A 12,279-nucleotide genomic window follows, 5' to 3' on the forward strand; every position below is an offset into this window, starting at 1 on the left:
CAGCTAAAGTGGTTTCAGGGAAGGAGCCTTCAGCTGCTAAAAAGCATCTCCTGCAGAAAGCTGTTGCGGAATTTTCCATGTGGGTCGTACTGGTGAATAAGTTGTTTGAAATCTTCCGGCTTTTGTAAGCGGCTCCGCAGTACAGCAGGCTCCATGGTGAACAGCTTTCCCCAGTGTGGCAGCGGCTTGTATGGTGCCAGAGCTTTTTCAATTAGGGGAAGTAATTGCTTTACCGCCTCCCATTCCTGTTTCCAGGTAAAATGAAAAGCGATACTTGCCCGCTGGTAAAAAGGGCTCATCCATAAATCATCGCCGGCAATAATCCGAATTTCGGACACAAAGAGGTGCGGCGACACCTTTTTGTGCAGTTGCTCTATCGCCATTAAGGCGTCGTAGGAATGCTCAACGGGCACAAAGTATTCCGACTGCAGCTCTTTGCCCGCACTGGGCATGAAGCCCATTTTAAAATGGGGCAGGCGTTCGTACCAGAGACCTGTTACCCCCATTTGTTCTGTTGCATGCTCCGCTGATAACTCCTCCAGCGGATGCATATTCTGCGTGGCAGGCGTTGCACCGTACATATCAGAAGCTGCACCAGATGAACTTCCGCCATCCACCTGCTTGATCCATACCTGATTGATGTTTTTGTTTTGCCAGGTGGTAAAAAGGCTTACGCTATAGCCGTCGGACATAATCGCCAGAAAATTATCCTTTAGCTCCTGCATGGGCAGGTTGCGGTAAACTACCTGTTTCATGTCGAAGGAAGGCTGCAGATCGAGGGTTAACTGTGTTACTACGCCCAGGGCGCCAAGGTTTACAACCGCACCTTTAAACACTTCCCCGTCTTTTTCTCCGGACAGGGAAATAATATCGCCTGCTGCATTCACAAATTCCAGGGCAGAAACTACACTGGCCAGGCTACTGCTGTTTACACCCGAACCATGTGTAGCCGTAGCGCAGGCACCTGCAACCGAAATATGGGGTAACGAAGCCAAATTGTGCAGGGCATAGCTGTTTTCCTGAAGATAGGGAGCCAGTTCGCCATAACGCATGCCGCCTTCTATGGTTACTGTCTGTGCTGCCCTGTCCAGCGATATTACCTTATTCAGATGTTTCAGCGAAACCTGATTTTCGGTGCTGTCGGCAATGGTGTTAAAGGAGTGGCGGGAACCTAATGCCCGGAGTTTGCCACACTTCGTTACAAGCTCCTGCACCTGTTCAATGGTGTCAGGGTAATGTACTTTATCGGTGCTGTAGGTCAGGTTTTTAGCCCAGTTCGTGTTTTCCATGTTAAAGTTTTATACTTTCTGATTACAGGAAGGTGAAGCCAAAAGGCTATGGCCACTGTGTGTAATGATTTCGTTTCAGGCTTCCTGAAAAGAAAAAGAACAGGACCGGGTAGTGCCTGCTCTTTTTCTGAATTGTTAGGGTTAGCTTAACGGTGCAGGACTGAATTTATCGGCAGCAGCGGTAATGCTGTCGAGTTCTTCTGCAGACAGACTGAACTCCAGCGCTTTTGCATTGTCTGCAACCTGCTGTTCGTCTCGGGCGCCTACCAATACGCAGGCTACACCCGGACGATGGATGGTCCAGTTGATGACCATTTGCGCCAGGGTGGCGTTGTGTTTTTCGGCAATCGGTTTAATTTCCTCCAACAGTTTATGCGCCCGGATGATGTTTTCATCGGTGTAGAAAAGGTTGCCATCGCGGGTATCGCCCTCGTTAAACTGGTGCCCTGGTTTAATTTTACCTGTCAGCAAACCGCGTTGCAGCGGGCTGTATGGAATTATGCCTAAGCCCCTTTCCATGGCCTGCGGGATAACGTCTTTTTCAATGCCACGGTTAATCATAGAGTAAGGCACCTGGTTCGAAGCTAGTTGTATTGTTTCCAGGGCTTCGGCAACCTGGTCTGCGTTATAGTTGCAAACACCGGCGGCCCTGATTTTGCCCTGCTCAATCAGGCGCTGCACCGCCTCAAATGTTTCGCTGATGGGCGTGGTATTGTCCGGCCAGTGAATCTGGTACAGGTCGATATAGTCCGTTTTTAGGAGACGAAGGCTCGTTTCGCATTCCTGCATTATTTTTTCTTTAGACGCCCATTTGTACATCTTAAAAGGCTTGCCGTCGTTATCTACAGAATCGAAGAAGTATTCGCCCTGCTCTGTCTGCCAGTTCATCCCGAACTTGGTTAATATCTCGTACTTGTCGCGCGAAACCCCTTCCATAGCTTTGCCTACAAGTTCTTCGCTGCGGCCAAAGCCATAAACAGGTGCTGTATCGATGGTGGTGATACCGGAATGGTAAGCAGCTTTTATGGCACGGACAGCTGCCTGCTCTTCGGCGCCGCCCCACATCCAGCCACCAATTGCCCAGGCACCAAAGGCCATAGGCGTTACCATTACGTCTGATTTACCTAATCTTTTTTTTTTCATTTTTTTGTTTTTGTAGGTTGCTTTGTTGTTTGTTTAAGTTTTGTAGTTGCCTGTCTGTGCTATGCCTGCAAGCCAGGTAGCGTGTAAATAACTATGTTAAATTTATTCTTTCAGGAACGTCAGCAGCGGCTTTATAAACCGGTCAAATGATTCGATGTGTGGCAAATGACCAATGTTTTCTAGCTCCACCAGGCGGGCATTCGGAATTTTTTCCTGTGTTTTTTTTCCGAGTTCCTGATACTGGCCCATTGTATTACGAACGTTTTCAGGTGCTAGAGGTTTGCCAAGCGCTGTTCTGTCTCTGGTTCCGATTATGAGCAGGGTAGGGCTTTGTAAGTACTGAAATTCATACACAACGGGCTGTGTAAAAATCATGTCATAGGTTAAGGCTGAATTCCAGGCGATAAGCGGATAGTCTTCGCTGAGCGTCCAGCCGGCCAGCAGGTTTACCCATTTGTCGTACTCGGGTTTCCTTTTTCATCATAGTAACTGGTGAGCTGGTATTGTTTAATTTTCACCTAGTTCTGGTCCAGCTCATTTTTATACCACCAGTCCACTGGCAGGTAGGGCACAAAACGCTTATAATCTTCCAGGCTTATCGGGTTTTCCAGAATCAGCTTCTCTGTAACCTGCGGATACATCAGGGCAAACCGGGTAGCAAGCATGCCGCCCATCGAGTGCTCCAATACGGCTGTTTTAGCAATTCCCAATGTATCGAGTAAAGCTTTGGTATTATCGGCCAGCTGCTGAAAACTGTACTGGAAGTTCTGGGGTTTGGTAGACTTCCCAAATCCAATTTGGTCTGGCAACACCACACGAAAACCGCTTTTAGTCAATTCCCTGACTGTAGTTTCCCAGTAAGCACCGTTAAAGTTTTTACCATGCAGCAGCACCACGTTTTTACCATTCTAGTTTTGTGGCATGACGTCCATGTAAGCCATCTTCATCGACTGGTGCTGGATATTCAGATCCAGGTACTTCACTCCAAAAGGGTATTGGTAATTACTGAGGGTGGATCAAGCTTCTGCAGTTCCTTTTTCTGGGCAAAGACCAGGAGAGGGAAGCATACAAGGAGCAGGATAATTATTTTTCTGTTAAGCATAAAGTCTAAATTCATTCTATTTGTTGTTGCAACATGTCAGTTTATGCTTTGTTATTGACACTAGAGCAATAAAGCCTTCAAAAGGCTAATACCCCTTTCCTCCTGTGCAAAGAGAACTGAAATGAGTGAGTAATTTTAATATAACCGAAAGATGGTTATGATAGATGTTAACCAGCTGATTAGAGATGATTATGCTTTATTATAGACCTCATTAAAATCTAAACTTTTGAAGTGTACCCTTATGTGTACCCCAGATAAACGAAAAAGCCCTTAGAAATGAATCTAAGGGCTTTTTCGTAGAGGAGGAGGGATTTCACAAAGATGACGCCGATATTGATTGGGTAAAGCAGTATTTTGTCAACTCTGTGATAAGCTAAGTGGATTTCAAATAATCAGGCAGACTTTCTTATTTGTTTTAGTAAGGTTTCCTGATAGCTGTCCTGCTCCTGCCACAATCTATATCCTACTATATCGAGCCGCTCTTTAAGAAAGGAGTCCATAGGGATACCAGCATATTCTAAAATGAATCGAATGAATAATGTGCTTTGCTTGCTTGCCTTAAATCCTTTTTTAAGATAATAAGATTGAAGATCTTCCGGAAGTGACGCTAGGAAGTAAGCAAAATGCTCTTGCTGGGGTTCTTCATGCAAAAGCTGGTAGTATTCTTTGTTGATTTGTATTATTCCGGTAAGCAGCTCCAGGGCATCTGTAGAGGTGTTGTTCATTTGAAGGAGTAATTTATGAATTTATCCAAAATTAACAATCTGAAAATAAGCATATATGCTATGTGCTTTATCAAATTGTTAATGAGGGGTTCTGTGTAACTTTTTCAAGCATTTTGCATTATTCTAATCTTGCCGTGATGCTTGTGCCGATAATTGGATCTCCAATTTTTTACCCAGTATCAAAAAGGAGTAGGCATATTTGAAAACAGCTTATCTGAAGAAACACAGCTGTTTCAGATGCCTTCTACAGGCGAACCTTCCTATAGAATTGCAGGAGGCACTTCAAGGCTAGTTGAAACACTGCTTGAAAGAATTGGAAATGAGCAGCTGGTGCTGGGATCTACAATCACTCAGGTCTCGGATTATAAAGATCATATTGAAGTAAAAAGCTTGGAAGGAGAGGTGTCTAGCTGCAAAAATTTGATCATCACCAGACCACCCTTTCTGATTGTTTCACACAAGATAGCTTTTGATCCGCCACTGCCTGCTGATATCGCTCATATCATGGGCAATACTCTTACCTGGATGGGAGAGGCAGTCAAGTTTGCTGTAGCCTAGCAGGAGCCTTTTTGGAGGCGGCAGGGATATGCTGGTGTCGTATTCAGTCATGTTGGCATTGCACAGGAGATCCATGACCATTGCAATTTTGAAGAAACCCATTATGCCCTGAAAGGCTTTCTTTCTGCAGAAGCTTATGCGCTAAGCAGAGAAGAACGAGAGGCTGAAGTCATTGCGCAGCAGACAAGACTTTTGGGTAAAGAGGCCTCAGGTTACCTTTCGTATACAGAAAAGCTGTGGAAGGGGGAGGCCTTTACCTATACAGATTACAGGAAGTATGGTATGCCTCACCAGCATAATGGCCACCCCTTATATGCACGCCCGCTTATGAGCGGCAAAATACAGCTTGCAGGTACTGAAACCGCTCCCTATTTTGGTGGTTATCTGGATGGCGCAGTGCATAGTGGCCTATCAGCAGCCAGTAAGGTGCTTAAGCAGGTGAATTCCTTCGATGCTTAATACGATCTCGTTAGGATACTGCTTAGATATAACTTTAAAATTTAATATATAACTGTTTACTGATACAGAATGTAATTTAATGTTATAATGCTTAATGTTTTAGAGTTTTACGTATATGTTGAGTTGCAAATGGGGTACAAAATTATTTTAAAAGTTTAGTTGATCTGTTAGACCCGAATTTGCTTTTTCGGCTGCTGTGATCATTTTAAATCTATCTTTTATCAATGGATTCTTGATAAAAGATAGATTTACCGAGAAGCTTTGATTAGCTGAAACCGTTTAAAAAATTCTGTTTCTGCTCAGGAAAGAATGCACTTGGCTAACCGCCATAGACCCTTCTCCAACAGCAGAAGCAACTCTCTTTACCGATCCACTTCGAATATCACCAACGGCAAATAAACCCGGTAAACAGGTTTCGAGCGATTGAGGAGGCCAGCGATGCGGCCAATTGTATTGTTTCAGGCCTTCTTCAGGAATGTCTCTTCCTGTATACACAAAGCCTCTTTTGTCTAAACAGGTAACATCAGTCAGCCATTCCGAACAGGGTATAGCTCCCAGGAAGAGGAACAGATCAGAGACAGGATAGGTTGTGCTTTGCTTTGATATGTTATTTCCAAGAATTACCTCTCTTAACCAATTACCTCCCTCCAGTGCTATTATTTCTGAATGGGTATGCAATCTTATATTCGGGTTATTCATAATGCGGCTAATCAGGTAGGTTGACATGGATTTTTGCAGGTTTTCTCCTCTAATAACCAGGTGAACCTGCGAAGATTTGGTAGCAAGAAAGATAGCTGCCTGGCCAGCAGAATTGCCGCCTCCCACTATCATAATTTCTTTTCCTGAAATAGTCTGGGCCTCCATATTTCCTGCGCCATAATATACACCCCTGCCTTCAAACAATGGCAAATTTTCAAGTGGCAGTTTGCGGTACCTGGCTCCGGTAGCTGCAATTACCGTACTTCCCTTGATGACGGTTTCCGAATCCAGTTCAAGATGAAAGCAATTGTTCTTAAATCGTAGCGCCTTTGCTTTTCGGGGGATGGAAACATGGCACCCAAACTTCTGGGCCTGGATGTAGGCATTATTGGCAAGTTCGCTACCGGAAATACCAGTAGGAAAGCCCAGATAGTTCTCAATTTTTGAACTGGCACCTGCCTGGCCACCAGGGCCAATGTTGTCAATGGTGATGACCTTAAGTCCTTCGGAAGAAGCATATACACTGGCTGCTAAACCCGCAGGTCCTGCACCCACTACTATTACATCATAAACTTCTTCATTAAGAACAGATAACAACCCTAGTACCTCAGCTATTTCTTCTATCGACGGATTTTTAAAAATCTTTTCATCTTTTGCGATAATGATAGGGGTTTCTTCAACATCAATTCCAAACTGAGCAAGGAGAGTGTTGGAAATGTCGTCTTTCTCAAGATCTATCCAAGAATAAATGATGTGGTTCTTGGACAGAAACTCCCTTAACTTAAAAGTTTTGGCGCAATACCTGGAGCCTAGGAGTTTTATGGCACCCACATTTGTCTCCAGTTCATGAGCTCTTCTTAACAAAAATGTGCGCAGCAGCACTTTACTCAATTCCTGGTCACTGGCAATAATTTCTTTTAGTTGTTGATTAGGTATCTGGAGCACCACAGCATTAGTTTGAGCGAAGGCATTAAAAATGGCTGTACGCGCTGAAAGACTGTCGCTATTTCCTGTAAATTCTCCGGGCAGGTGAATCCCCAGTTCATTATTATGGTCATCTGATATCGCAATGGCACCTTCCAGCACCACAAATAAGTCGTGGTTCCTATCTCCAACTTTTATCAGACTTTCACCAATCATGGCATGCCGAATCTTGCCATACATGGAGATTACCTCAATTTGTTCTTTAGATAGTTTTGGAGATAGGTCAGGTTCTTTCATATTCAATGGTGTTTTGATGTTTCTATTTGTAAGGTTTCATGTGGCTCAACACCAGGCTACTGACAGCATTTATCCCTTTGCGAGTTGAAGCTTTTATTCCAAACATGCTGATATAAATCAGGGTGTTTTTTGAACTGTTCATCTACATATGGACAAAGAGGAATTACTTTTAGTTGTTGCTCTCTGGCATAGCCAATCATGGCATCGATAAGTTTAAGGCCAATGCCATGTATCGCCATGATACCCCTGTTAGTTCTTTATATTTCGGTATGATGAACGGTTAAATTCTCCCCGGCTATTCCTATCTCCATCACACCCAACTTTTCCCTTTACTCCATAAAAATAAAAGAGCCCCGGCCATTACTGTTCATCTGTAGTTTTAACTCTTCCATTTTCGATTATTTTAATATTTTAAAAGAATTGTTAAAGCCTCTACCTCTACAGGCATATCATTTTACTCCGATCCTTATTTCCATGAGCTACCCATATTGCCAGTTTTTCTATTCAGCAGGCCTTGATGCAACAGTATAAAAAGTAACTATTAATTATTCAGGAAAAATTAATAGGTTAAGCAAGTACATCCTGCCATTCATGGATTTTGCGAAAAGTTGCAGTAGCAAAAGGGCATAGCGGTATAACCCGGATCTGATTTTCCCTAACAAAGATGACTAAATTGGAAAGTAGCCTTTTGCCGATTCCCTGGCCTTTTAAGGAATCATCTACAGTGGTGTGATCGATAATTATTTGACGATCTCCAGCTCGTATGTAATTCAGTTCAGCCAGCCTTCTGCCGTTTTCTTCATAAAAGAATGATCCTCCTTTATGATCGGTGGAGTGGTAAAAGCTATCCATCAGGAGCTCTTTCATAGTCTGAAATTTAAAATGAAATAAAAGATATTCAAGTTTCGAAGTGCGTTGTGCATTAAAGTTGTAGAAGTGGCGGTAGAACCGAACTCCTGCCAGGAAGCTGTATAAAATTTTACCTTCCAGTTAACTTTAGAGGTCAAAAAAATCTGGTAAATAAGAATCCAATTCACAGCAGCAAACCATTCCTTAGTCTGCGGCAGGGGATTGTACAGCAGCCAAGTTAATTTATAAATTTCCATTGAATCTGCTACTACTTAACAAAATCTTAATTGGATTTCCTAACCTATACTAAAAGTCAGACTAGAATCAACTGCCTATTAAATCAGGCTTTACATGATACTTAATTTGCCTAATCAGATTTTACCAGATTTAGGGTTGAAAGGGGTCCTCCGGGGAATGATTGTAATCTTCCGCCAGTTGCTAAATCACCCAGGTCAATGCCGAAAAAGCCTGCTTTTCTGATCATTTCACCCACTACCTTTTTCGCATCCACATCATCACCTGAATAAAAAAGAACCCTGTTTCCACCACCTTCATTAGGGTCTGCGTCCAAAACTTCCCGTAGGAGGGTATTGAATGCTTTGACTACTTTGGCGCCAGGCAGTAGTTCTGCAACTACTTGGCTGGATGTTTTTTTACCAAGATCTGCCTTTTTAAAGCCTGGAAGAATGGGATTGGTCGCATCTATCACTATTCTATGCTTAAATGATGGCAAACCTTTTAATACTTCTTCAACCTTGCTCCAGGGAACAGAAATAAAAGTTAGTTCTGCTTGAGCTGCTTCTTCAAGGGTTGCCGCTTTTACATTTACCCCCAATTGTTCCGCTACGCTTGTCAAGGATTCCGGTCCACGGCTGTTACTGAGTAGTACTTCGTATCCGGCTTTCGCCATATGTTTAGCAAATGCCTGGCCAATGCCACCCGCTCCTATGATTCCTATTTCCATGATTGTTGTGTATTAGTGTAATAGACTGTTATTTTTATTTAGCCTGCCTAAGTACAGGAACTTAGGCAGGGGTCAAAGAGATATAGACTCCTTTTATACAGAAAAACGCTAAGGTTATAGATGGGTATTCATTTCAGGATTAGCACTAGGCCTGTGGTTCTGCCGTGGCTTCATACTCGATCTGTCCGTACTTGCCAGCAAAGTAATCTTCGTAAGCTTCGGCTATTTCCAGACGGCTGTTCATGATGAAAGGCCCTTGCGCCACCACAGGCTCCCAGTAGGGTTCACCTCCGAATAGCATTATGTCAGTCACTGTAGCCCCTGGATTGATGAAGCTAACAGGGGCTTCATCGGAGCCAAAAACCACCAGCTCACTGTTACCATACCGGCTACTGTTACTGATGACTTCGCCCTGGGGAATAAAAGCTGCGTATTCCCAACCAGCCCTGGTATCTAAAGTAAATGAAGCTCCGGCTTTCAACTGAAGGTGGTAAAGGAACTGCTGTGAATAAGTTTTGACAGGTGAGGTTTTATCTTCGAAACTGCCTATGATAATGCGCAGGGTACCTGCATAATTCGGTAATATCAACTGGGGTATGATATGGGGATGTAAAGCCAGGTATTCCGGAGATTCTGCTTTGTTTTTGGCAGGTAGGTTTATCCAGAATTGTAGCGCGTGTAAGGTGCCTCCCTCCAGCTGAAATTGTAGACTTGGATTTTCGTCATGAATAACACCGTTTCCCGCTTTCATCCATTGGGCTCCTCCGGCTTCAACAATTCCATGCCCGCCATTACTGTCGTAATGTTCTAATGAGCCGCTAAATAAATAGGTGAAGGTAGCAATGCCCCGGTGAGGGTGTGCAAATTCTCCTGTAGGTGCCTGTGGGATTTTAGGTGCCTGTTCTGCAGGGAGTAGGTGATCCAGAAATACAAAAGGTCCTACTGCCTGCGTATACCGGTTGGGAAGTAAGCGGTTTACTTCCAGATGAGCAACCTTTGCTCTTGTTCCCTTGGTGCTAGTGATGATTTTCTTTTCCATGATCTATTTTTGTTTTGTAAAGAATTTGTTGACCTGACAATACAAAAATAGAGGGGCAGCAAGCCTCTTTTCGTTGACATTTAACAAGAAGCGTCCTTGACAAAAGTCAATAATAAAGAGGGTGAGGTGATAGCCTATTCACGGAACACTTTCTGCCGCAAGCGGCTAAGGGTTTCAGGGGATATTCCCAGGTAGGAGGCAAGCATGTGCTGGGGGAAGCGCTGCAGGAAATCTGGATGAATACGCATGAGTTCCTCATAACGTTCCTGCGCCGTATGGCTAATAGAAGAGTGTAATCTTTTTTGAGTAGCAATGTAATTACGCTGATCAAGCTCCCGAACCATTAATGAGAAGGATGGTACCTGTGATAAAAGATGTTGCAATCCAGCCTGGGTTATCAGTAGAAGCTGAGAATCCTCCAGAGCATCGATATTATACCTGGAAGGGGTGAGCATTATAAAGCTTTCCCGATCACCAGTCCACCAGTTTTCAACTGCAAAATGCACGATGTGCTCAGTTCCTTTATCATCAACGGTATACTGCCGCAAAGCTCCTTTTTCAACAAAAGCATAATATTTACAAACCTCACCCTCCTGCAGCAGGTATTGCCTTTTTCTTAGTTTCTTTACTACAAAAGCGGCTAATATCTGCGCAAAATCAGCATCTGAAATAGTAGTCGAGGTATACTGGTCAATATAAGAGCGTAAGGCTTGCATGGGTCATATCAGTGCTATCCAAATATAGATAGCAAGCGTGCAGTTATCAAGTTTTGATCAATTCAAAGTTTCGACCCCATGTTGAAAAGGCCTTTGATACAGTTTTGGAGTACAAATAAGACTAAAACTGAATCCCTGTTCATTCAAATTAGTTTAGATGGATAATTGTAATACAGACTCTTTGCTTATATGATGCAATTTATTTATACCGATATAGAATGTACTTTTTTGTATTAATAATTCTAAATAGCAATAGATTATGCCTCATTAATAATGCGTAGGGTACAGATTTGATCATAATTTTTAAGGCTAAGAATTCTTTTTCATGAACAATGGCCCATGTTGGATCCAGACATTCTCAGATAAAAAAATTAGAAGAATGATGAGAACGCTATCCATGATAGGTAGTAAGTAGATTACAAAGCCTGGATAATGATGAGGCAACCATCTTGAGAACATCGATATTTAAATGAACTACTGACATGTTTGTTGTTCGAATCGCTTTGGAAATATCAGAACACAGTCTTACTTCATGTTTATTTCACCATTATTCATATTCATTCCAGATCAGCCCAGCATCTTCCTGCATTTGCTTTCCGTTTAACTGGAATTTATGATCGGTCGGGCCCTGCTGTTTGCCATATGCTAAATATGGCCTTAAGGTCGAAGTGGTTTTACTTCACGTCCATAGCCCTGTTAGGTTCATGCCTGATAGAATATTTTTAGGTAACGGAGTCTTTTTTTTACCAGTTTGTTCTTCATTGGTTCAAACCTAAATATCTCATTGTTATTCTTTTTAATTATAATGTTGAAAGGCTGATTCATCTTTTTTGTAAGATGATATATACTGACAAGCTCAGCAATATCTTCAAACCAGCTTGCCATTCCATATAAAGATGCAAAGGGTGTTTTACCGAGCTTTTTATAAATATCAGGCGCTAATGTTAATGGGACCTTTTGACCACTTCGGAATCGGGTTTTTTCCAGCAATGAATCGGTAGAATTTTTGGTTGGTACGTTCATTTTGTACCAAATATCTTTGGTGAATAAAGTTTGCTTAACGAGTGCTTCGTTATCTTGAGGGTGCGGGGTAATTTCCAAAACTGCATCCACGACATGTGTAGCCTCGTGCAATAAGACATATAAAAAAGCATCTAATCCACCTGCTTCTATTTCAATTTGGTAACCTTGATTTTCGGATTGATCATAACAGGAATATTCTTTCTGGGTAGCCCATTCCGAAATTGTCTCGTTAAGTATTCCTGCCCGAAAAGTAATGTTATACATACGAATAGAATCTGCTGTTTCTACAGGTGATGTGAGCGCCGTATTGGGCATATTATTCATGAAGCTGATGCTGTGTAAATGCCTTTTTAGAATTTTCTGGTGTAGGGGAGGTAAAGCAGCGAAGGCTTTTTCTACCTTGCTTTTTTCGATTGCTGTTAATTCATGATCCAACGGATTCATGCCAGCCTCCTTGAACACCTGTATAACGTTTTCCGGAGCCTCTGACAC

Annotated in this window: 12 protein-coding genes and 1 pseudogene; 1 reads left to right on the forward strand and 12 read right to left on the reverse strand. The window is 42.8% G+C overall.

Going from position 1 to position 12,279, the window contains the following annotated elements; all coding sequences use genetic code 11:
* Nucleotides 1–29: 29 nt before the first annotated feature.
* From KWJ01_RS04560 to KWJ01_RS04580, 5 genes are all read right to left on the reverse strand, one after another.
* Complete coding sequence (locus KWJ01_RS04560) at nucleotides 30–1,289, reverse strand: FAD-binding protein (protein ID WP_224995240.1); 1,260 nt, start codon at nucleotides 1,287–1,289, stop codon at nucleotides 30–32.
* A 141-nt stretch (nucleotides 1,290–1,430) separates the two neighbouring features.
* On the reverse strand, nucleotides 1,431–2,432 hold the full coding sequence (locus KWJ01_RS04565; protein ID WP_224995241.1) for an aldo/keto reductase: 1,002 nt from the start codon (nucleotides 2,430–2,432) through the stop codon (nucleotides 1,431–1,433).
* Between the two features lie 102 nt (nucleotides 2,433–2,534).
* Nucleotides 2,535–2,807, reverse strand: coding sequence for an alpha/beta fold hydrolase (locus KWJ01_RS04570; RefSeq protein WP_224995242.1), 273 nt, complete (start codon nucleotides 2,805–2,807; stop codon nucleotides 2,535–2,537).
* A 143-nt stretch (nucleotides 2,808–2,950) separates the two neighbouring features.
* Entirely contained in the window at nucleotides 2,951–3,328 is a 378-nt protein-coding gene (locus KWJ01_RS04575) for an alpha/beta fold hydrolase (protein ID WP_224995243.1), read from the reverse strand.
* Nucleotides 3,329–3,926: 598 nt separating this feature from the next.
* On the reverse strand, nucleotides 3,927–4,259 hold the full coding sequence (locus KWJ01_RS04580; RefSeq protein ID WP_224995244.1) for a hypothetical protein: 333 nt from the start codon (nucleotides 4,257–4,259) through the stop codon (nucleotides 3,927–3,929).
* Nucleotides 4,260–4,412: 153 nt separating this feature from the next.
* On the opposite strand from KWJ01_RS04580, the pseudogene KWJ01_RS27935 reads away from it, so the two are divergent.
* Nucleotides 4,413–5,276, forward strand: a pseudogene (locus tag KWJ01_RS27935) (flavin monoamine oxidase family protein).
* A gap of 279 nt (nucleotides 5,277–5,555) precedes the next feature.
* Here the strand turns inward: KWJ01_RS27935 and KWJ01_RS04595 are convergent.
* The 7 genes from KWJ01_RS04595 to KWJ01_RS04625 form a co-directional block, all read right to left on the reverse strand.
* Nucleotides 5,556–7,196: an FAD-dependent oxidoreductase gene (locus KWJ01_RS04595; protein WP_224995246.1), complete on the reverse strand. Its 1,641-nt coding sequence runs from the start codon at nucleotides 7,194–7,196 to the stop codon at nucleotides 5,556–5,558.
* 56 nt (nucleotides 7,197–7,252) lie between these two features.
* A complete protein-coding gene (locus tag KWJ01_RS28265) occupies nucleotides 7,253–7,435 on the reverse strand; it encodes an N-acetyltransferase (RefSeq protein ID WP_224995247.1) in 183 nt (60 codons plus the stop codon).
* 328 nt (nucleotides 7,436–7,763) lie between these two features.
* The gene (locus KWJ01_RS04605) at nucleotides 7,764–8,063 is read right to left on the reverse strand and encodes a GNAT family N-acetyltransferase (protein ID WP_224995248.1); all 300 of its coding nucleotides are present in this window, start codon (nucleotides 8,061–8,063) and stop codon (nucleotides 7,764–7,766) included.
* Nucleotides 8,064–8,412: 349 nt separating this feature from the next.
* The gene (locus tag KWJ01_RS04610) at nucleotides 8,413–9,009 is read right to left on the reverse strand and encodes an NADPH-dependent F420 reductase (protein WP_224995249.1); all 597 of its coding nucleotides are present in this window, start codon (nucleotides 9,007–9,009) and stop codon (nucleotides 8,413–8,415) included.
* A gap of 145 nt (nucleotides 9,010–9,154) precedes the next feature.
* Entirely contained in the window at nucleotides 9,155–10,048 is an 894-nt protein-coding gene (locus KWJ01_RS04615; protein WP_224995250.1) for a pirin family protein, read from the reverse strand.
* A gap of 134 nt (nucleotides 10,049–10,182) precedes the next feature.
* Nucleotides 10,183–10,764 (reverse strand): Crp/Fnr family transcriptional regulator, encoded by a 582-nt coding sequence (locus KWJ01_RS04620; protein WP_224995251.1) that lies wholly within the window; start codon nucleotides 10,762–10,764, stop codon nucleotides 10,183–10,185.
* A gap of 702 nt (nucleotides 10,765–11,466) precedes the next feature.
* Nucleotides 11,467–12,279: hypothetical protein (locus KWJ01_RS04625; protein ID WP_224995252.1), on the reverse strand; the 813-nt coding region annotated here is incomplete at its 5' end.

This window comes from Cesiribacter sp. SM1 (assembly GCF_020178975.1).
Taxonomy (GTDB): Bacteria; Bacteroidota; Bacteroidia; order Cytophagales; family Cyclobacteriaceae; genus Cesiribacter.

Excerpts from the sequence above, each read along its gene's own strand:
- KWJ01_RS04560 (WP_224995240.1), bottom strand. The coding sequence starts at position 1,289 with ATGGAAAACACGAACTGGGCTAAAAACCTGACCTACAGCACCGATAAA.
- KWJ01_RS04565 (WP_224995241.1), bottom strand. The coding sequence starts at position 2,432 with ATGAAAAAAAAAAGATTAGGTAAATCAGACGTAATGGTAACGCCTATG.
- KWJ01_RS04570 (WP_224995242.1), bottom strand. The coding sequence starts at position 2,807 with ATGATTTTTACACAGCCCGTTGTGTATGAATTTCAGTACTTACAAAGC.
- KWJ01_RS04580 (WP_224995244.1), bottom strand. The coding sequence starts at position 4,259 with ATGAACAACACCTCTACAGATGCCCTGGAGCTGCTTACCGGAATAATA.
- KWJ01_RS04595 (WP_224995246.1), bottom strand. The coding sequence starts at position 7,196 with ATGAAAGAACCTGACCTATCTCCAAAACTATCTAAAGAACAAATTGAG.
- KWJ01_RS28265 (WP_224995247.1), bottom strand. The coding sequence starts at position 7,435 with ATGGCGATACATGGCATTGGCCTTAAACTTATCGATGCCATGATTGGC.
- KWJ01_RS04605 (WP_224995248.1), bottom strand. The coding sequence starts at position 8,063 with ATGAAAGAGCTCCTGATGGATAGCTTTTACCACTCCACCGATCATAAA.
- KWJ01_RS04610 (WP_224995249.1), bottom strand. The coding sequence starts at position 9,009 with ATGGAAATAGGAATCATAGGAGCGGGTGGCATTGGCCAGGCATTTGCT.
- KWJ01_RS04615 (WP_224995250.1), bottom strand. The coding sequence starts at position 10,048 with ATGGAAAAGAAAATCATCACTAGCACCAAGGGAACAAGAGCAAAGGTT.
- KWJ01_RS04620 (WP_224995251.1), bottom strand. The coding sequence starts at position 10,764 with ATGCAAGCCTTACGCTCTTATATTGACCAGTATACCTCGACTACTATT.